Origin of the sequence: Salinibacter pepae, from assembly GCF_947077775.1 — a bacterium.
In the GTDB taxonomy this organism is placed as follows: Bacteria; Bacteroidota; Rhodothermia; order Rhodothermales; family Salinibacteraceae; genus Salinibacter; species Salinibacter pepae.
This window is the reverse complement of sequence record NZ_CAMTTE010000001.1, coordinates 673,059-693,500: the sequence shown is the minus strand read 5'-3', so window position 1 is coordinate 693,500 and position 20,442 is coordinate 673,059. Positions and strand designations below refer to the sequence as shown.

16 protein-coding genes and 1 pseudogene are annotated in these 20,442 nt (G+C 67.8%); 10 read left to right on the top strand and 7 right to left on the bottom strand.

Features of this window, described 5'->3' with window-relative positions; all coding sequences use genetic code 11:
• Positions 1-44 precede the first annotated feature (44 nt).
• Together OJA40_RS15555 and OJA40_RS03010 are read left to right on the top strand one after the other, a co-directional pair.
• Positions 45-1,210: pseudogene (locus OJA40_RS15555) on the top strand (DmpA family aminopeptidase).
• Positions 1,211-1,225: 15 nt separating this feature from the next.
• Positions 1,226-1,489 (top strand): hypothetical protein, encoded by a 264-nt coding sequence (locus OJA40_RS03010; RefSeq protein WP_208427667.1) that lies wholly within the window; start codon positions 1,226-1,228, stop codon positions 1,487-1,489.
• 280 nt (positions 1,490-1,769) lie between these two features.
• Here the strand turns inward: OJA40_RS03010 and OJA40_RS03005 are convergent, their stop codons facing one another.
• The 4 genes from OJA40_RS03005 to OJA40_RS02990 form a co-directional block, all read right to left on the bottom strand.
• Positions 1,770-2,417 (bottom strand): PIN domain-containing protein, encoded by a 648-nt coding sequence (locus tag OJA40_RS03005; protein ID WP_208427666.1) that lies wholly within the window; start codon positions 2,415-2,417, stop codon positions 1,770-1,772.
• A gap of 319 nt (positions 2,418-2,736) precedes the next feature.
• Entirely contained in the window at positions 2,737-3,966 is a 1,230-nt protein-coding gene (gene glgA / locus OJA40_RS03000; protein WP_263809520.1) for a glycogen synthase, read from the bottom strand.
• Between the two features lie 148 nt (positions 3,967-4,114).
• A complete protein-coding gene (locus OJA40_RS02995) occupies positions 4,115-5,398 on the bottom strand; it encodes a glucose-1-phosphate adenylyltransferase (RefSeq protein WP_208426588.1) in 1,284 nt (427 codons plus the stop codon).
• Between the two features lie 481 nt (positions 5,399-5,879).
• Positions 5,880-6,107 (bottom strand): DUF2905 family protein, encoded by a 228-nt coding sequence (locus OJA40_RS02990; protein WP_208426589.1) that lies wholly within the window; start codon positions 6,105-6,107, stop codon positions 5,880-5,882.
• Between the two features lie 165 nt (positions 6,108-6,272).
• On the opposite strand from OJA40_RS02990, the gene OJA40_RS02985 reads away from it, so the two are divergent.
• Positions 6,273-6,752, top strand: coding sequence for a hypothetical protein (locus tag OJA40_RS02985; RefSeq protein WP_263809918.1), 480 nt, complete (start codon positions 6,273-6,275; stop codon positions 6,750-6,752).
• 31 nt (positions 6,753-6,783) lie between these two features.
• On the opposite strand, the gene OJA40_RS02980 is transcribed toward OJA40_RS02985, so the two are convergent.
• Both OJA40_RS02980 and OJA40_RS02975 read right to left on the bottom strand, forming a co-directional pair.
• Entirely contained in the window at positions 6,784-7,635 is an 852-nt protein-coding gene (locus OJA40_RS02980) for a carbon-nitrogen hydrolase family protein (RefSeq protein ID WP_263809917.1), read from the bottom strand.
• Between the two features lie 45 nt (positions 7,636-7,680).
• Complete coding sequence (locus tag OJA40_RS02975) at positions 7,681-8,112, bottom strand: SPOR domain-containing protein (protein WP_263809916.1); 432 nt, start codon at positions 8,110-8,112, stop codon at positions 7,681-7,683.
• 205 nt (positions 8,113-8,317) lie between these two features.
• Here OJA40_RS02975 and OJA40_RS02970 point away from each other — a divergent pair, with 205 nt between their 5' ends.
• The 7 genes from OJA40_RS02970 to nadA all read left to right on the top strand — a co-directional run bounded on the left by OJA40_RS02970 (position 8,318) and on the right by nadA (position 18,954).
• Positions 8,318-9,082 carry a DUF6503 family protein gene (locus tag OJA40_RS02970; RefSeq protein ID WP_263809915.1) on the top strand — a complete coding sequence of 255 codons (765 nt, stop codon included), beginning with the start codon at positions 8,318-8,320 and terminating at the stop codon, positions 9,080-9,082.
• Positions 9,083-9,147: 65 nt separating this feature from the next.
• Positions 9,148-9,615, top strand: a complete 468-nt coding sequence (locus tag OJA40_RS02965) for a DUF1614 domain-containing protein (protein WP_263809914.1) — start codon at positions 9,148-9,150, stop codon at positions 9,613-9,615.
• Between the two features lie 447 nt (positions 9,616-10,062).
• Positions 10,063-13,623: a TonB-dependent receptor gene (locus OJA40_RS02960; RefSeq protein ID WP_263809913.1), complete on the top strand. Its 3,561-nt coding sequence runs from the start codon at positions 10,063-10,065 to the stop codon at positions 13,621-13,623.
• A 310-nt stretch (positions 13,624-13,933) separates the two neighbouring features.
• On the top strand, positions 13,934-14,716 hold the full coding sequence (locus OJA40_RS02955) for a hypothetical protein (RefSeq protein ID WP_263809912.1): 783 nt from the start codon (positions 13,934-13,936) through the stop codon (positions 14,714-14,716).
• A gap of 613 nt (positions 14,717-15,329) precedes the next feature.
• Complete coding sequence (locus tag OJA40_RS02950) at positions 15,330-16,826, top strand: L-aspartate oxidase (protein ID WP_208426596.1); 1,497 nt, start codon at positions 15,330-15,332, stop codon at positions 16,824-16,826.
• Positions 16,827-16,867: 41 nt separating this feature from the next.
• Positions 16,868-17,803 (top strand): carboxylating nicotinate-nucleotide diphosphorylase, encoded by a 936-nt coding sequence (nadC, locus tag OJA40_RS02945; protein ID WP_263809540.1) that lies wholly within the window; start codon positions 16,868-16,870, stop codon positions 17,801-17,803.
• Between the two features lie 53 nt (positions 17,804-17,856).
• Complete coding sequence (nadA, locus tag OJA40_RS02940) at positions 17,857-18,954, top strand: quinolinate synthase NadA (protein WP_208426597.1); 1,098 nt, start codon at positions 17,857-17,859, stop codon at positions 18,952-18,954.
• 129 nt (positions 18,955-19,083) lie between these two features.
• On the opposite strand, the gene OJA40_RS02935 is transcribed toward nadA, so the two are convergent.
• Complete coding sequence (locus tag OJA40_RS02935; RefSeq protein ID WP_208426598.1) at positions 19,084-20,427, bottom strand: amidohydrolase family protein; 1,344 nt, start codon at positions 20,425-20,427, stop codon at positions 19,084-19,086.
• Positions 20,428-20,442: the final 15 nt, after the last annotated feature.

Here is a 20,442-nt window from a genome sequence, read left to right as displayed (position 1 = left end):
CGACACATCGGTCTGTTCTGCCCCAGTCCGCACGGTGGCCCCCCATGTCGATTCGTTGCGTCGTTCTCTCGCTCCTGCTCTGCATCGTCCCCATGACCGCTGCGGCCCAGTCTGAGTCCACGCGCCTCCGTGCCCTCGGGGTGGAGCCCGGCCTCTTCGAGCCGGGCCCCCTCAATGCCATCACCGACGTGGCGGGCGTGCAGGTGGGCCACCGCACGCTTCGGGAGGGCGACGCGGTGCGCACCGGCGTGACGGCGATCCGGCCGCACGGGGGCGACCTCTTCCGCGAGAAGGTGCCGGCGGCGGTGCACGTGGGCAACGGCTTCGGGAAGGCCGCGGGCTTCCTGCAGGTGCGGGAGCTGGGCACGATCGAGACGCCCATCGTGCTCACGAACACGCTCGACGTGGGCACCGCCGTGGACGCCACCGTGGCCTGGACCCTCGACCGGCCCGGCCACGAGGACGTGGGGTCGGTGAACGCCGTGGTGGGGGAGACGAACGACGGCTACCTGAACGACATCCGCGGGCAGCACGTCACGGGAGAAGACGTCATTGGGGCCATCGAGTCGGCGTCGGGCGGGCCGGTGGCGGAGGGCAGCGTGGGGGCGGGCACGGGCACCAGCGCCCTGGGGTGGAAGGGGGCATCGGCACCAGCTCGCGCCTGCTGCCCGACGAGTACGGGGGCTACACCGTCGGGGCCCTCGTGCAGGCCAACTACGGCGGCGTGCTCCGCATCGACGGGGTGCCGGTGGGCGAGCGGCTGGGCCGCTACGACTTCCGCTCCGTCGTCGAGGGGGAGGGGGACAGCGAGACGCAAGGGCCCGACGACGCGGGGTCCTGCATGATCGTGCTGGCGACCGACGCCCCCGTCTCGCCCCGCACCCTGGAGCGGATGGCCAAGCGTGCGATGCTGGGGCTGGCCCGCACCGGCAGCTACGCGAGCAACGGCTCCGGCGACTTCGTCGTGGCCTTCTCGACGCAGAACCGCCGCGCCGGCGAGGACGTCCCCCGTCCCGACTCGCTGCTCCCGAACGACCAGATGAGCCCGCTCTTCCTCGCCACCGTGGAGGCGACGGAGGAGGCCGTCTACAACGCGCTCACGGCCGCCACCACCGTGACCGGGCGCGACGGCCACACGCAGGCGGCCCTGCCGCTGGATCGCCTCCGCTCGCTCCTCCGGGACGCCGGCCGCCTCGACGCGAACGAATAGCCCCTGCTCCCCCACATGCCAACGGATTCGGACCGCCCGGCCCCGCCGGGCGACGAAGAAATCGAGACGACCTTCCGCCGGCTGCGCCGGGACGGCCACTCGCGCCTGGAGGCCCTCCGCCGGATCCTGGACACGCTCGACGTGTCCCTCGCCGAGGCGAAGCGGCTCCTCGCGGGCAACGACACCTGGGCTGAGGTTCGATCCGAGACCGAGAATGGCGCCCCGCCGCCCGGGGGGGCGGACGCGGGGGACGATCCCGTGCCGCCCGCGCCCGCCTGATCAATTCAATGTTGACCCCTGGACGGAAGGGCGTGTGGGGCGTGCAGTGGGGGCAGGTCCGCACGCGCACCAATGCGCAACAAATGGTCTCCTCGCTGCGCCGACCAGGGCCGCCCGGCCGACCAGCCCTTCGGGAAAAGGGTTAATGAAATACCCACCGGTACGCCAGCATCGGTCCTGGACGTTCCTATCCGCCGGCCTCATCGCTCCGGGCCGGCGAAGCAGAACCCACCGACTGCCCTCGCCTGAAAACGGCACCGGCCTACTTTCAGCCGTAGCGCTATGCATTGCGGTTCTCGCGACGGCGCCTCGTTTCTTCAAGCACGTCCTCAAGCGTCCAGTCCTTGAACAGCTCCTTTCGTTCCTCAGTGTAGTTTCCCGATCCGGTGGTAAACTGCTGGAGGAATCGCGCCGTCCTTGCCACTCCCAACTCTGTCATGAGGAGCTCGAGGGCTTCGTCGTTGAGATCGTCGAGCGGTTCAGTCTCAGCATTCATGACTCGATCTCTTCTAGCAATAGGTGTGAGCACTCGCGTGGGTTCGGTTTCGGCCTCGCTCCCACGCCGGAGCAATTGATCGTCCGTCGTGCAAAACATGTCGGCCTCCGCTTCGACTGCAGACGACAGATGCAACGCATCGAAGGGATGCAGGCCAGCAGTTCCATACTGACGGGCTCGCGATTCGATCTGTGAATCCGTTTCCACGAAGCGGGTAGCGTGCGCAAGGACGCCGAAGGCGAAACGGCGACGCCTCGAATGAGGGTTCTGCTCCGTTTCAATCCGGAGCGTCTCGGAAGCGAGTAGATCCAGGTCTCCTTGCTCGACAAGTTGAATCGCTCGCAGCACCGCTTCCGACTCCATTGCGATGCGGAGCTGCGACTGGTCGTCGAACGGACGCTGAATGGAGCAGGTATCCAGGTAGATGAGCATACGTGAAAACTACGAGATTGCCCTCCTCACTCAAGTCACTCTACTCGCAAGGCATAACGGCGGCGAGCTGGTCGCCGCCGCTGTGCGGGCACCGGGGCGCAGTGGAGGCGTCCGCATGGACTGCGATTATACGTCGGTCGACGGGTTGTACAGACCTCGATCCGTCCCAAGCCACTCGCGTACAGAGCGTTGCAAAAGGAAGCAATCCTGTACAGGGGGTGCCGTATAGAACCGACGGGGCGACCATGGGGCGGGACCTGGGGACGGCGCTCCGCCACCCCCCGACCGGGGCGCGACACGGGCCGGGGGCGTGCGGCCGTCAGGAGCGCCCGTCGCCCACCAACGACTTGTAGAAGGCGAGCGTCTGCTCCGCGATGGCGGTCCAGCTGAATTGCGCCTCCACGCGGCGCCGGGCCGCGGTGCCCATCTGTTCGCGCCGCTCCGGGTCGCGCATGAGGGCGTTCACGCCGTCGGCCAGGCCGTGGGCGAAGGCGTCGGGGTCGGCGGGCTCCACGTCGTCCCCGCCCGTCGGGTCCACGTCCACGAGGAGGCCCGTCTCGTCGGGCACCACGATCTCGGGGATGCCGCCGACGCGCGAGGCCACGACCGGCGTCTCGCAGGCCATCGCCTCCAGGTTGATGATGCCGAACGGCTCGTACACGCTGGGACAGACGAAGACCGAGGCGTGGGTGTACATCGTGATCACGTCCTCGCGCGGCAGCATCTCGGCGAGCCACACGATGCGGTTGTCTGTCTCCGCCCGGGCCGTCTCGACCCGTCGTTCCATCTCCGCCCCGATCTTGTCGGTGTCCGGGGCGCCCGCGCAGAGGACGACCTGGACGTCGTCGTCGAAGTGGTGGATCGCCTCCACGAGGTGCAGGATGCCCTTCTGCCGCGTGATGCGGCCCACGAAGAGCACGAACGGCCGGTCGGGGTCCACCCCGTACTCTTCCAGCGTCGACCGGTCGGGGCGCGGGCGGTACTGGTCGACGTCGATGCCGTTGTGGATGACCTGCGTGTCGGCGTCGCCCACGTCGTAGAGGTCTTGCACGTCCTCCTTCATCGCGCCGGAGACGGCCACGACGCCGTCCGCGGTCTCGTAGGCGGTCTGCTCCACCCACGAGGAGCCGTCGTAGCCGCGGCCGAGCTGCTCGCGCTTCCAGGGGCGGTGCGGCTCCAGGGAGTGGGTGGTGAGCACCAGCCGGCCGCCGGTCAGTTGCTTGGCGAGGCAGCCGGCGAGGTGCGAGTACCAGGTGTGGCCGTGGATGATGTCGGCGTCGGCCACGGAGCCGGCCATGACCAGGTCGCGCGCCATCGCGTCCATAAACTTGGCGTGGCGCTCGTCCTGGCGGGGCAGCTCGAAGTCGGGCGCCACGCCCCGCACCCGCAGGTTGTCGTGGGTCTCGTCCTGGGTGCCGAAGCAGAGCACCTCGATCTCGTGTTGGCCGCCGTCCAGGGTGGCCAGCTCGCGGGTCAGGTACTCCACGTGCACGCCGGCCCCGCCGTAGACGTTAGGCGGGTACTCGTTGGTGAGGATCGCAACTTTCATAGGGTCGGGGGGTCGGTCCGCAGAGAGGGAAGGGGAGCGCTCATTGCCACTGGAGGCTTGAAAGAACGCGGGGGGGAGAGCGCGGGGGCATGGGAGCGTGGGGAGGAAAGGCGTCCCCCAGCCACACGCTCCCCCCACGCACCCGTGCTCAGATAATGGTGTCGTCCGGGATGCGCGTATTCTTCGGAATGACGACGATCCCGTCGCGGATGTGGTAGAGGTCCTCCTCGGCCTCCTGCACGTTGTCCCGGTTTTTGATGATGCACCGCTTGCCGACGGAGACGTTCTTGTCGATGATGGCGCCCTCGACATAGGAGTTCTCCCCGATGCCGGGGTTGGCCGGGCCCTCCACGAAGCCGCGCTCCTCCATGTCGTGCCACCGAAAGTGGTCGGCCCCCATCATGACCGTGTTCTTGAGGGTGGTGTCGGGGCCGACGTACGAGCGGATGCCGACGACGGACTTGGAAATTTGGCTGTTTTCGACGAGGCTGCCCTCCGTGATGAGCGAGTCCTGGACGGTCGAGTTTTGGACCTTCGCCGGGGGCAGCATCCGGGCGCGGGTGTAGAGGGGGCGATTCGGGTCGTAGAGGCTGAAGGGCGGCTCCGGCTCCGCCAGCATCAAGTTCGCCTCGTAGAAGGAGCGGATGGTGCCGATGTCGCTCCAGTAGTCGGAGAACGGGTAGCTCGCCACCCGCATCTTGTCGATCGCCTTCGGGATGATCTGGTTGCCGAAGTCGTGGTCGTTCGGGTTGGCGTCGAGCAGCTCGTGCAGGGGCTCGCGGTCGAAGATGTACATGCCCATCGAGGCGTGGTAGACGCGGCCTTCGTCGTCGAGGGCGGGGCCGACCGGGCTGTCCAGGCCGTTGAGCTCGTCGCGGTCGGGCTTTTCGTGGAATTCGGTGATGATGTGCTCGTCGTCGGTCTTCAGGATGCCGAAGGAGGTGGCGTCGTCGGCCGTCACCGGAATGGTGCCGAGCGTGACGTCCGCGTCGGTCTCCCGGTGGTGGGCCAGCATCTTGCGGTAGTCCATCGAGTAGAGCTGGTCCCCCGACAGGATGAGCACGTGGCGGTGCCGGTGGCCCTCGATGTGGGGCAGGCTGCGGCGCACCGCGTCGGCGGTGCCCTGGAACCAGTCCTTCGACGAGGGGGTCTGCTCGGCCGCCAGGATGGACACGAAGCCGTTGCTGAAGCGGTCGAACTGGTAAGCCCGGGCTAGGTGGCGGTTGAGGCTGGCCGAGTTGTACTGGGTCAGGACAAAGATGCGGGTGATGCCCGAGTTGATGCTCGTGGAGACGGGCACGTCGATCAGTCGGTAGCGCCCGGCGAGGGGCACGGCCGGCTTGGCGCGCAGCTTGGTGAGGGGATAGAGGCGGGTGCCCTTGCCGCCACCGAGGATGACGGTCAGGATGGAGTTGTCGAGCGACGTAGACATAAGATCGAAGGCGAATGCGAGGAAGGAGCCGCCGCAGGCCGGTCGGGGCAGCGGCCTGGGCGGGGCGTGGGGGCGTTCGAAAGAAAGGAAGCCGCCAGGGAGGGTGCAAGGAGGTCTGGGACGGACGTGCCGGGCGCACCGGCGGCGCTACCGCACGACGGCAATTTTGCGCGAGGCGCGTACCGATTCGCCCCGTCGTGGTGGGCGGTCTCCTCGAGCGTTCTGGGGCGCTCGCCGTCGTACGGGAGGGAAGTGTGCCCACGTAGATCGGCTCCGTGGGGGGCCGGGCTCGACCCGAAGCCCACGAGGCCGGGAGGGGCGACGGGCCAGAACGAGAACGGCGGGCGCTCGGGGGGCCGGAACCGCACGACGCAGGTCGAGCCGAGGAGGGAAGACCGAGAGGGATTCGTCGAGAACAAGGCTCCTGGCCCCAACGGGTGAATCTGCAATCACCGTCGTGCCGAGAAGATCCGTTGGGGGCCTACCGAAAGAGACGGAGGGCCAGGTTCACGAGAAGCGTGAGCACGACGCTCAGCACCACCATGGTGGCAATCGGCACGTAGACCCGGACGCCGTCGCCCCGATAAACCAGGTCGCCCGGAAGGTTGCCCAGGTCGAGAACCTGTCCGAGAAGCACGACGAGCCCGCCCAGTACGACGAGCCCGCCGCCCAGGTACATCAGTCCGCGGCCGAGGGTGCTGGCGTCCATGCGAGAGGAGGCTTTGGTGTATGCTCGCAGCGGTCCGTTCTAACCTGAGTTAGGCCTTCTCGTTCGGGCCCGGTTCGAGACGACGAAGAGGGGGGACAAAACTCTCCCTTGGACCGCGCGTGAGAGGGCACCGAGCACGACTCAAACTGACCCTTCGTCGCTTCCATGATCTTCTCCATTCTCGTCACGCTCCACATTATCACGGCCGCCGCGTGGTTCGGGCTGGGCCTCCGCCTTGCCGGGCGGGCCCGCACGGTGCTCGACCAGGGCGGGAAGGCCGGAATCGCGCTCGCGAACGACGGGGCGTCCACCGTGTGGCAGATGAACATCTTCGCGGTGCTGACCCTCGTGTTCTCGCTCGGCGCGTTCGTGGCGGGCGGGCACTTCGTCGCCTACGGGCCGCTCTACCACACGTCCGTCACCCTGATCGTGCTGTTTGCGGCCGATCAGCTCTTCGTCATCCGGCCGGGCTGGAATACGCTCCAGGCCTTCGTGACGGGGGGCGGGGGCGCGTCGCTCGGGGCCGACGCGGCCGATGCGGCGCGGAAGAAGGTGGCCATCGGGACCGGGGTGGGGCACCTGCTCTGGGTCGTCATGCTCGTCCTCATGCTCTGGAATCGGTACCTGGGCGTGTACTTCGCTTAGCAGGAGGGCGGTGCGGGCGCGGCCGACGCATTCAGTCCGTCCGGTCCGACGCGAGGGCCACGGCGCCCCGTTCGTACTGGTCCGGGCGGCGGTGGCGCAGAAACAGCCGGCGGGCGGGGGCGTCGGCGGTCCGGGAAAGATCGAGTGACGCGTGCAGGATGGTCTCTTCGGCCCCCGGCGCCTGCGCCACCACCTCACCGAAAGGATCCGTAACAAAGGAGCGGCCCGCAAACGGCATGTCGCCCTCGGGTCCCGTTCGGTTGGCGAGGGCCGTAAAAAACCCGTGCTGGAGCGCAGCCGTCCGAAGCTCGGCCTCGTACATCCCGTCGGGCCACTCCCCGACGGTGCCCGCCTGCGGCACCACCACGAGGTCGGCCTCCTGCAGGGCCAGCGCCCGCAGGTACTCGGGGTAGTGGCGATCGTAGCAGACGGCCACGCCGATCCGTCCGGCGGCCGTGTCGTAGACCGGCGCGCCGGTGTCGCCCGGGGCGTAGTAGCCCTGCTCGTGGAAGTGCTCGTACGCGGTGATGTGCATCATGCGCGTCCGCCCGAGCAGCGTGCCGTCGGCGTCGAGTACGGGCGAGGTGTCGAACGTGCGGTCCCCGGCCCGCTCCATCAGGTTGAAGACCACGACCACGCCTTGCTCGGCGGCGGCCTCGGCGAGGGCCTCCGTCGTGGGGCCCGGCACCGGCTCGGCCAGGTCGAGGGCGCTTCGGTCCCGGTCCGCCACCGGCACCCGCGGGTAGAAGGGCGTGAACGAGAGCTCGGGGAAGACGACGAGGTCGGCCCCGGCGTCGGCGGCCGCCCGCACCGCCCGTGCGCCGCGATCGACGGCGGCCGCGGGCGACGATGAGTGGGCGTGCTGCACGAGGGCGATGTTCATGGTCGGCGGTGGAAGATAGCGGGAAGAGCGCGTGTGAGCGGCCTGTCAGCGCTCCCGGGGGGCGGCCTCGGACCGGTCGGGGGCGACGAAGGCGTCCGGAAACGCCGGGCGGGCGGCGTCGAGCACGGCCTCGGCCTGCGTCTCGGTGGCGAACGGGCCGAGCCGCACGCGGTAGAGGGGCGCCTTCCACGTGATGGTGACGGGCCTCCCGGAGGACGATGTCCCCTGAACGAGCGGGGGCCGGTCCGCCGGGGGGCGCTCGCGCCACCACCGTTCGGCCCGCCCGAGGGCCTCGGTCGCCCGGCCCTTGTCCTCCGTAAGCCGAAGCTGCACGTGGTAGATGCGGGTGCCCGGCTCCCCCTCAGACGACCGGCCGGTGGACCCCGGACCCGAGCAGGCGCCCAGAACCATTCCGCTTATGCACACCCCGGCCAGGATGCTCAGCACCCGGACTGGCAGCGCGTTCGGTAGGGCCATGGGGAGGAACGTGATGCAGGAGGCGTCTCGGGGCCGCACTCAACTCGGCAAGGTCTTCCCTACGCACCGCCCCGGTGCGCGGTTCGTCGTGAGACGGAACGGAGACGGCCGTACGTCCCCCGACCCTCCCGACGCAACTCCACTCCCCATGGGCGATTAGACATGCTGCGCACTGTCCTCCGACCGCACACTCCCTCTGTCTCGCATGCGCCATCTTGCTCTTTTGCCCGCCGCGGCCCTCGTGCTTCTCCTCGGGGCCTGCGGGGCCCCGGCCCCGTCGCCGTCCGCCGAGGCCGTGATCGACAGCGCCCGGGCCGCCCACGGGGCCCCGGTGCTCGACCGGGCCTTGGTGACGTTCGCTTTCCGGGGCGACGCGTACCGCCTCCGGCAGGACGGCGGGACGTTTCACTACCGGCGCGCCCACACCGACTCGCTGGGGCGCCCCGTCGTAGAGGGCCTCACGAACGACGGGCCCTACCGCGTGGTGGAGGGGGACACGGTCACGCTCTCGTCGTCCGGGCAGGGTGCGGTGGAGACGACCGTCAACTCGGTGGCGTATTTCACCCTGCTGCCCGCGCCCCTCGACGACCCGGCCGTGCAGCCGTCCTACAGCGGCCGCGACACGATCGGCGGCGTGCCGTACCACCGCGTGCGGGTGACCTTCCGCCAAGAGGGCGGCGGGGCGGACTGGGAGGACGTGTTCGTGTACTGGTTTCGCACCGACACCTACGCGATGGACTACCTGGCCTACGCCTACGGGCAGGGCCCCGACGAGGAGGCGGGCACCCGCTTCCGGGCGGCGTACAACATGCGCCGCCGCACCGGCGTCCGCGTCGCAGACTACGAGAACTACACCGCCGACACGCTGACCGCGGACCAGATGGCCCAGTACCCGGATCTTTTAGAAGAAGGCGCCCTGGAGCGAGTGTCGGAGGTGGAGGTCGACAGCGTGCAGGTGCGCCCGCTCTGACCAGGAAGCGCCCACGGCCCGGTCGAATTGTTGGTCGAATTGTTGAATGAAACTGCCCGATCCGCATGCGCACGGCTCCGACGGGGTGCCTTTCGCTTCTGATGTTCGGCCTGGTGCTGGCGCTCCCGTTCCTCCTGGCCAACGCCGTCCCCACCGCCCTCGCTGGGTACCAGGTTGCGCGCATCGCCCTGCAGGCGCCCTCCACGCTTTTTGCCCTCGGGCCGGCGCTCGTCCTCAACGTGGGGCTCTGCTACTCCTTCGCCACGCCGGTGCCCCAGCAGGGCATCGCCATGCAGCCCCTCATCCCCGCGGGGGCGGCGGCGCTCTCGGGGCTGGTGCTGGCCCCGGCGTGGGCCCCGCCCGTCGCCTTCGCGACGGGCGTGCTCGGGCCCCTCATCGGGGCCGACCTGCTGCACCTCGGCGACATCGCCGACATCGGCACCGGGATGGCCAGCATCGGCGGGGCGGGTACGTTTGACGGCGTGGTCCTCTCGGGCCTCGTGGCGACGCTGCTGGTGCCGGGGGCGCTGTAGCGCACCGTTGGAGCGCATCGCGCACCGTAGGCCGTCCGTCGCCCTGAGTGTGGAAGCCGGTCGCACCTCGGGACACGACTGGTAGGTCCTCCACCAGTGCGTCAGGGCGACACGCTGGAGAACGCTGCAATGTCGTGGCACGTCCCCTCCGGCCCGGCGTGGAGTTTGAAAAGCTTGTATCCGAGACGTAATCGACCATTACGAAACCATTATCCCGACATTAAGGACGTGCGAGGCACAATATCTTAAAAAAGATGGGTGGCAAAAGCGGGGCATGGTTCGTATCGTCTGAGTGGTTCATGTTCAAGCCTCAGCCCATGAGGCACACCGGGCGGCGCGGGGAGCGGGCCGCCATGGACTTTGTCGCTGGCACTCCTTCTATTCGCTTTCGCTTTAACAACTCCTTTGTCCATCATGAAACGTTGGGCTACAATCATACCCCTGCTTTTGCTCGCGGGCCTTCTCGCCTGGCCGCCGGCCGCCCACGGTCAAGGCGTCACCTCGGCAACAATCAGTGGCACGATCCTCGATGAGAACGAGGCCCCACTCCCGGGCGCCAATGTCGTGGCCGTGCACGAGCCGAGCGGATCGCGCTACGGCACATCGACCGGTGCGGACGGGCAGTTCACCCTCGCCAATGTGCGCGTGGGGGGGCCCTACACCATCACGGCCTCGTTCGTCGGCTACCAGTCCAGGCGCGAGACCCAGGTGCAGCTTGACCTTGGGGAGACGCGAGAGTTTCGCTTCCAACTCCAGCCGCAGACCGAGCAGATGGACGAAGTGACGGTCGTGGGAGAACAGGGCGCCGTGTTCGACGAGAGCCGCAAAGGCCTCTCCACCAACATCTCGGAGGAGGAGGTGGAGACCGCGCCGACCATGGACCGTGAGATTGCGGACTTCGCGCGCTTCGTGCCCCAGGCCATCGTCGGCAACAGCGACGACGACGGCTCCTCAATCTCGATTGCCGGCCAGAACAACCGGTACAATTCCATCTTCATTGACGGGGCGGTGAGCAACGATGTCTTCGGCCTTTCGGCGCAGGGCACCGATGGCGGGCAGACGGGCGCCTCGCCGATCAGCACCGATGCGATCAAGAGCTTCAACATTGAGATTTCCCCCTACGACGTCACGCAGAGCTATTTTGGCGGCGGGGCCATCAACGCCATCACGCGAAGCGGGACGAACCAGTACAAGGGGTCGGTGGCCTTCGAGTATCGGGACCAGAACGTCACGGAGGACCTCCCCGACGGCGGGTTTCCGGACTTTACCAATGAGCGCTACGTGGGACGCTTCGGCGGCCCTATCGTCGAGGACGAGCTCTTCTTCTTCGTCAACTTCGACATCAATCGAGAGTCCTCCCCGCAGCCGTTCCAGAGCACGCTGGGACCGGACGGCGACTTCCAGGGAACGGCCATTCAGACGGAGCAGGACGTGCAGGACCTCTTGACCTTTCTTGAACGAACGGTCGGCAACCGGTACGACCCCGGCAGTTTCCGGGGGCAGACCACCACGCTCGACAGCGACAAGTTCCTGGGGAAGATTGACTGGAACATCAGCCAGAATCACCGCCTGAGTGCGCGCTACAGCTACTCGAGTTCCGAGAACGTGGACGCCTTCGGGGGCGGCAACAGTGCACTGTCCTTCTCCAGCCGGAATGAGGTCTTCCCGAACACGACGCACATCGGCGCGCTGGAGCTGAACAGCACGTTCGGAAATGACTACGCCAACAAGCTGATTCTCAGCTACAAAAACGTAGAGGACGACCGGGACACGAACCTCAGTCAGCCCTTCCCGACCATCGATATCTTCGACGGCGGGGCAGACATCTCGCTCGGCGGCGAGCCGTTCTCGACGGTCAACTTCCTCAAGCAGGAGGTCTTCACCCTCACGAATGACTTCAACTTCTTCCTGGGGGATCACACCGTCACCGTTGGGACGCACAACGAGCTCTACGACCTGGCCAACCGGTTCGTCCCCTTTAACTACGGCTGGTACCAGTTCTCGGACTTTCTGGCCGGGGACAACGGCACCTCGATGGACGAGTTCGCCCAAACCTTGTGTGCCTCAAGTGGGGCGCAGGGGGTCGAAGGACATCCGTTCTTCGACTGCGGGCAGTACCCGAACGAGCCCGCGACGAGCCTCTTCGCCCGCGCCTTCTCGCTTCAAGATAATACCCCGGGATCCGGCCAGTTCGAAGAGGTGGTCGGCGACAACACGAGCGCAGAGGGCGCCTTCCGCGCGCTCAACACCAGCCTGTACGTGCAGGACGAATGGACGGCGAGTGAGCGCCTGACGATCACGGGGGGCCTTCGGGTCGACATCCCGGTGTACCTGGACGATCCGGCGTACGCCAACCAGGACAACCCGGCCGTTCCGGACGACGCCTCCCCACAGCTGAACCCGCGCAACACGACGATTCCCGCCATCAAGGATTACTACTCGATGAACGGGGCCCGGCCGGGAGACACGCCGGATCCGGTGCTCCACTGGGCGCCGCGCTTCGGCTTCAACTTCGACGTGTTCGGGGACGACCAGACGCAACTTCGAGGCGGAACCGGGGTCTTTACCAGCCGGCAGCCGTTCGTCTGGCCCGGCGGCATGTACCTCAACAATGGCACGAATACCGGAAGCGTGGACTTCATCGTGGACGACGTGCCGTTCCGGCCGAATCCCGAGAACGGGCTGACGGTGGCCGACGTCTCGGACCGTAGCCCCACGGACCTCATCCCGAGCGGGCGCCTGGAAATGTTTGAGGAGAACTACTTCAACCCTCGCTTCTGGCGCACCTCGATCGGAGTGGATCAGGAACTGCCGGGCGGCATCGTGGGAACGTTTGAGGCGCAGTACTCCAACACCCTCAAAAACGTCCTGGTCACGAACGTGAACCTGCGCCCGGCCAACGAAACGCTGAACGGGCCCGACAACCGGCCCATCTGGGTGCCGGAGGAGTACGGCCCGGGAAACAGCGAGTACACACAGGCCGGCGACCAGCGCATCGACACGCGCTACTCAAACATCCACCGCGTGGGGAATACGAGCCGCGGATACTCCTACAACCTCACGGCCCGGCTCCGAAAAACGTTTGAGGGCATCGTGACGGAAAACAGCGGCCTGCGGACCGACGTGTCCTACACCTACGGGGAGTCCTATTCCGTAAACGACGGGCTCTCCTCCCAGGTGAACTCGCTCTGGGACGGTGTGGAGCACGTCGACGGCGCCAACAGCCTCGACCTGGCCCGGTCGGACTTCTCGCCCGGTCACCGTGTCCTGGGGCGGTTCTCCTACCGCCAGCAGCTGGGAGACCGGTTTGCCCTTACGACGACGCTGATCTACGATGGCCAGTCCGGACGGCCGTTCTCCTACGTGATCGGCGGCAGCGAGAACATGGTCCAGGAGCGAGGCGAGGCGAATTCGCTGTTCTACGTGCCGCGGACGGCCAGCAGTCTGGAGTTCTCGGACATTGATCAAGAGACCGGACCGACCATCACGGCCGAGCAACAGGCCGCGGCGCTTGATCAGTTTATCCGCCAGAACGACTACCTGAGCCGGAAGCGTGGCGAGTACACCTCGCGCAACGCCGACCGGTCGCCGTGGGAAGGAGTCGTGGACCTCAACCTCCGCCTCGAAATCTTCCAGGAGCTGCTGGGACGCCGGCAGAGCGTGGAGCTGACGGCGAACGTGTTCAACTTCTCCAGTCTGCTGGGCGATGTGTTCGGCACGGACTGGGGCGAGCGCTACGCCGGGCTCAACCAGGTGAATCTGACCTCCTTCAACGGGTTTGAGAATCCCCCGGGCGAAAACCCCGAGGAGGGGAACCCCGCGGGCATGAACCTGACGCCGGTCTACACGGCCCAGGGCGTGATCGACAATGCGGTGGACACCAACGGCGACGGCGTGGCCGATCAAATCCGCACGCTCAACCAGGACGAGATCTTCGACGAGATCCGGACCGGTTCGACCTACAGCTCGCAGTGGCAGATGAAGTTTGGCGTCCGCTACAACTTCTAAGTCCTGTGAGAAATTGAATCCTCTACGGATCGGGCGGTCGTCGCGAGGCGGCCGCCCGTTTCGTGTTTTTGGAGCGTCTGCTTGAATGGCATCACAGCACTTCTCGTCAATGGCCATCGCAATGACCACATCTCGTCGAGCTTCTCTTCTCATCTGCGTGCTCTTTCTGTTAGGCGGAGAACTTCCTCTTAAGGGATACGCCCAGGCCCCTGACAGTGTCGCCCTGACACACGCTGGCCGCGCGGCCCATTCTCCGATCGATGAGATCAGCGGCATCGTGCGGAGTCGGTGGCAGGAGAACGTGTGGTGGGTGCATAACGACAGCGGGGATCGCCCCCGCCTCTTCGCCATCGACAGCACCGGCGCGGTGCACGTGGCCCCCTGGCACGCCGGCGACTACGCGGCGGGGGGCGATGCCGACAGCAGCGCCAATCCACCGTGGCCGGGCGTCCAGATCGGGGCGGCCGCCCACATCGACTACGAGGACATCGCGGTGGAGGACCGCACCCTCTACCTCGGCGACATCGGCAACAACGGCAACGCCCGGCGCGACCTGGGCATCTACGTCATCCGCGAGCCCTTCCAGTACGACCGACGGACCCGACCCGTCAGGCACCTGCCCCTCCGGTATCCGGACCAGGAGACCTTCCCGGCGCAGCAGTGGCACTTCGACGCGGAAGGCCTGTTCGTGGACGACGGCACGCCCTACGTCCTCACCAAGCACCGAGAGGGGCAGCAGATCGGCGGTCTCGAGCCCGGGACCAAGCTGTACCGGCTGGACACGAAGCAGACCCACCGGGTGAATACGCTGACGCTCGTGGACCGGCACGATGCCATCCCCCCGCCTACCGCCGCCGCCCTCAGCCCGAGTGGCGACCGCCTGGCGGTCCTCTGCTCCGGTGGGGTGTGGCTCTACCCCCGTCCGGAAGAGAATGACCAGTGGCTCTCGTCGGAACCACGCCGGATCCGCCTGTCCACCGAGCGCACACAGCAGGCCGAGGCGGTGACCTGGGACGATCCCCACACGCTCCGCATTGCCAACGAGCAGCGGGATGTGTTCGTCATTTCGCTCTCCCCCGAAGAGCCCTCGTAGATGCGAATCCCACTCCTGATTGGACATGAGGGCGGGGTTCTTGTCAGTAGCCGTGTGGCTGGTATGAAGGAACGTTGCTCTTGAAAACGTCGGCGTGGGCCCACGCGTCGCAGCCAGTCCGGCATGTGGAAATCTCGACCCAGTCCACGGCAGAAACGCCGGAACGGGTGTTTTGCCGTAATCCCCGTCCGTGGCCAATAGCTCTTGGGACCCCGGTAAACGGGGACACCCCGACTGGGCAGCCCACACTGACGGACGACCCGGTTGGCGCCGCGACGCGCTACTACTACCGGGCAACCGCGGTGCGGGAGGGCGGAGAGAGCGAAACCTCCGCGGAAGTGCCTGCTTGTATCCCTCCAAGTCTGCCTCCTCGGCCTTGATCAGATCCTGAAGTTCCGCGGTGACCCGCACTGGATGGTTTGGAGAAGACCCTGTGGATCGTGTAGGGAGTGGGTAACATCGGCGTCCCGTCCCTGCGTGTGCGGATCAGGCGCTCTTTTGGGACTTAGAAATGAATCCACCGAGCCGAAGCAGTGCCCAGGCCGTTGCTGTCTGGTTGGCAACGGCGGGCTGCGGCGCGTCCCTGTCCGGTAGCACAAGTGCCCCTTCCCCGATGACGCATTCCACGACCGACATTCTCGTGCTGGGCTCCGGCATTGCGGGCCTGTCCGCCGCGCTCGGGGCCGCCCGGGAGGGCGCCGCCGTCACCCTGGCCACGAAGGCCACACAGCCCGAAGGCGCCTCCACGTGGTGGGCCCAGGGGGGCATCGCGGTGGCCCGCACAGCGCCGCGCCAGTTCAAGGAGGACATCCACACGGCCTCCAGCGGCACGAGCGACCCCGAGGCCCTCGACGTGCTCGTGCAGAACGCCGACGCCGCCGTCCGGGACGTGCTCATCGACACGCTCGGGGTGGACTTCGACACCGGGGGCGACGGCGCGTCGTTTCACTATGGACGCGAGGCCGCCCACTCCGAAGACCGCATCCTGCACGTCGACGCGTCGACGGGGCGGCACATCCACGAGCCGTTCCTCAGCTACCTCGCCGCCCACGACCGCGTGGAGATTCGGGGGGACACCGCCGCGATCGACCTGCTGGAGCAGGACGGCGACGTCCACGGCGCCCTGCTCAAATCGGGGGACGCGGTGCAGCGCCTCCACGCGGGGACGACCGTCCTGGCCACCGGCGGCATCGGGGCCCTCTACAGCCGCTCTACGAACCCCGGGGGGGCGACGGGGGACGGCATCGCGATGGCGCACCGCGCCGGGGCCGCGACGGCCGACATGGAGTTCGTGCAGTTCCACCCGACCGTCTGCGTGGCGGACGGCGATCCGTTCCTGGTGAGCGAGGCGGTGCGGGGCGAGGGCGCGGTCCTCCGCGACGCGAACGGGGAGCGCTTCATGCCCGCGGTCCACGAAGATGCCGAGCTGGCCCCCCGAGACGTGGTGGCCCGCGCCGTGGAGCAGGCGCACGAACGCACCGGGCGCGTCGTGCTTGACGTGTCGTCGTTCGACTTTGCCGGGACCTTTCCCGACCTCGCGGCGATGTGCGCGGAGCACGGGGTGGACCCGTCGACCGGCATTCCCGTGGTGCCCGCCGAACACTTCCTCTGTGGCGGCGTCGATGTAGACACCCATGGGCGGGCGTCGCTCGGTCGGCTCTACGCCGTGGGCGAGTGTGCCCGGACGGGCGTCCACGGGGCGAACCGACTGGCCTCCACGTCGCTCCTGGAAGGCCTGGTGTGGGGGCTGCGGGCGGGGACCGATGCCGCGGGGTCGACACCAACCGATCAGGAGGTCTCCCTGTCGACGACGGCCGGATCGCCGCCGTCCGACGCGGCCCTCGACGCGTCCGTTGAGCGCCTCCAGCGGGTCATGGACGAGCACGTGGGCCTTCGCCGTACGCCCGACGGCCTCCAACGGGCCCTCGACGCCCTGCACGCCCTGGAGGCGGACGTGGAGGCCTGGACGGACCCCAGTGCCCGGCGCGGCGTCCACGAACTCCGATCGGCCTGCACGGGGGCCCGCCTGGTTGCCGAGGCGGCCAAGGCGAACGAGACCTCCGTGGGGTGCCATTACATGGAACGCCCGGACGCCCCGCCGGCCCCGTAGGCCCCCTCGCACGCTGTACGATTGTTCGATCCCGCAACACTGTGAGCACCGACCCTACGACCGTCGCGTCGCCCCGAGAGCGGGCCCGGCGCGCGCTGCCGGACGCCCTTCGTTCCCCCTCCGTGCTGTCGCTCCTGCGGCTGAGCATCGCGGAGGACGTAGGCCCCGATGGCGAGTGGGCGTTCGGGGGAGAGGCCCCGTCGCGCCGGGACGTCACGAGCACGGCCACCCTGGGGGCTGACGCCCAACTGGACGGCCGGCTCGTGGCGAAGGAGGCGGGCGTGGTTGCGGGGCTGCCGCTGGCCGACGCGCTGTGTCGGCTCGTGGACCCCGCTCTGCAGTTCACGCCGGCGGTAGACGAGGGGGACCGGGTCGAGGCCGGACAGCTCCTCGCCACCGTGGAGGGGCCCGGGCGGGCGCTCCTCACCGCCGAGCGCCCGGCGATCAACTTCGCCGGCCGCCTGTCCGGCATCGCGACCCTCACCCGTCGCTTCGTCGACGCCGTCTCGCACACCGAGGCGGACATCCTCGACACCCGAAAGACCCTTCCGGGGCACCGTCGCCCCGACAAGTACGCGGTGCGGCACGGGGGCGGCCGCAACCACCGCATGGGGCTCTACGACAGGGTCCTCATCAAGGACAACCACATCGACGGGGCCGGCGGAATTGCCAACGCGGTACGCCGCGCCCGCGACACGCATGGCGACGACTATCCGATCGAGGTGGAGGTGAAGACCCTCGACGAGCTGGAGGAGGCCCTTGCCCTCGGGCCCGACTCCATCCTGCTCGACAACATGCCGCCCGAAACGCTCCGCCAGGCGGTGGCCCGCACCGACGGGCGCGTGCCCCTGGAGGCCTCCGGCGGGGTGACGCTCGATACGGTCTCGACCATCGCCGAAACGGGCGTCGACGCCATCTCCGTGGGGGCGCTCACACATTCGCCCGAGACGCTTGACCTTAGCATGCGGATCCACTGAGACGGTCCTGCCGCCGCATCCCGATCCCTCCCCGACACACGTAGCCTACTGCCATGATGAACGACGCTGCCACCCTGACCGACCCCGACGCGCTCTACGACATTCTCGAGGAGCGCCTTGAAGATCGGCCCAGCGACCAGGAGCTCCGCCACAAGGCCGAGATGGCCGCCGAGATCAACGCGCTCAAACAGGAGCAGAACGCGGTGATCCTGGGCCACAACTACATGGAGCCGGCCCTCTTCCACACGATCCCGGACTACACCGGCTCGTCGCTGGAGCTGAGCCGGCGCGCCGCCGAGGCGGAGGCGGACACGATCGTGTTCTGCGGCGTGCGCTTCATGGCCGAGACGGCCAAGATTGTGAACCCGAACAAAACGGTGCTTCTGCCCGCGGAGGAGGCGGGCTGTTCGCTGGCCGAGAGCATCACGGCGGAGGACGTGCGGCGCCTGCGCGAGCGCTACCCCGGGCTTCCGGTCGTGACGTACGTCAACACCTACGCCGACGTGAAGGCCGAGAGCGACATCTGCTGCACCTCCAGCAACGCGGCGCAGGTCGTGGAATCGCTCGACTCGGACACCGTCATCTTTATCCCGGACGAGTTCCTGGCCCAGAACGTGGCCCAGGAGACCGGAACGGACGTGCTCTTCCCCCAGAAGCGCGAGCGGAAGGACGTGGGGGGCGACGGCGCGCCCACGGGCGGCGACGGGGCCCCGGCCGAGGCCGCCGACGCCGACCTGATCGGGTGGGAGGGGCGCTGCGTGGTCCACGAGATGTTTCAGGTGGAGGACGTGCAGCAGGCCCGCGAGGAGCACCCCGACACCGTGGTGCTGGCCCACCCCGAGTGCAGCCCGGAGGTCGTGGAGGAGGCCGACCACTCCGGCAGCACCTCGTCCATGATCGACTATGTCGAGAACACGGACGCGGAGAGCTACCTCCTGCTCACGGAGTGCTCGATGGGCGACAACATCATGGGCGCCAACCCGGACAAGAACCTGCTGCGGATGTGCTGGCAGCGGTGCCCGCACATGAACCAGATCACCCTGGCGGACACCTACCGCAATCTGGCGAACAACCAGTACCAGATCGAGATCGAGGAGGAGGTGCGCCTCGGGGCCCTAGAGGCGGTGGAGCGGATGCTCGAAATTGGATAACGCACTGACGAGCGACTCGGCCCGTGCGCCCCGGGGGCCTCGATGTACATCCTGGGGGCCGTCCGACCCCCCGGCCGTACCTAGCTCGACGTGCTGAACGAGTTGACCCTCCGCCCCGAACGGCGGCCGCTACTTCGTCAGTCCCGGGTTCCGGTTCAGGAACTCGTCGTACAGCTTCGTGGCCCGGTTTTCGAGCGGCAGCTTGTACCCGTCGATGAAGAGGTGCTGCACGTCGGTGGCGGGCTGAAGCGGGTCGCCGTCGGCGACGAAGAGGTTGGCCCGCTTGCCGGCCTCGATGGTGCCCACCTCATCCTCGACCCCAAAGATGCGCGCCGGCGTGGTGGTGATGGCACGGAGGGCTTCGGTCTTGCCGAGGCCGTGGGACGCGGCGAAGCCAGCGTGAAAGACGAGGTTTCGGACATTTTCGGTCTTGCCGGAGCGGAGCGCCACCGTCACGCCGGCGTCGTGGAGCAGGGCAGGCGTGCGGTAGGCCTTGTCGTAGCGGTCGCTCTCGCGGCTCGGCGGCTGCATGATGGAGCCGACCAGGACCGGCACGTCGGCCGCCGCGATCTCGTCGGCGACGCGCCACCCTTCCAGGGCCCCACTCAGGATGACCTGGTCGAGCACGCCGCGTCCCTCCGCCCAGTCGAGGGCCTTGGAGATGTCGGCCGCCGCGTTGGCGGAGATCATGAGGGGCTGCTCGCCGCGGATCACCGGAAGCAGGCCCTCCATGGCGGGCACGAACTCGGGCTGGCGGCGCGCCTCGGGCTGCTCCGCCACCGCCGAGTCGATCCGGGCGTACCGCTCGGCCTGTGCCCAGAGGTCGTTGAGCTGGGTGAGGGCCTTCTCCGCCTCGTTCTGGATCGTCTCGGGCGACCGGTCGTCCGACGGCCCCTGCCGGCCGACGGACGGGAAGTTCAGCTTCGTGAGCGTCACGCCGCCCAGGTGCATCTGCTCGGGCGTGTAGCCGTGCAGGCCGATGAGGGCGGCCGTGCCCGGCAGAATCCCGTTCTCCGGCTCCGTGATGACGGAGGTGATCCCGTGAACCCGCGTCGTGGGCACGTGCACGGTGCTGGGGTTGACGGCCGTGAGGGCGTTCATGTGGGCCGTGAGGTCGCCAATCTCGTTGAAGTCCCGGGTCTCCGGAAGGGAGCCGATCTCCGCGAGGCCGAGGTGCGTGCCGCTGTCAATGAACCCGGGGTACACCATCTGGCCCGAAAGGTCGAACGCCTGGGCGTCGGACGGCACCGACACGTTCGGGCCCACGGCGGCAATGGAGTCGTCACGGATGACGACCGTGCCGTCGGCGAGGGTGTCGCCGGGGGCGACGAGCACCTGCGCGTTCGTCAGGGCAAACGGCCCCTGAAAGCCGGGCTGCTTCTGGGCGTGGGCGGGCAGGGCCAGAAAAAGAGCGGCGAGCAGGGGGAGCACCGCGGAGATCCTCATCGGCTGCGGGCAGGAGGGAGAAAGCATGAGCAAACGTGTTGG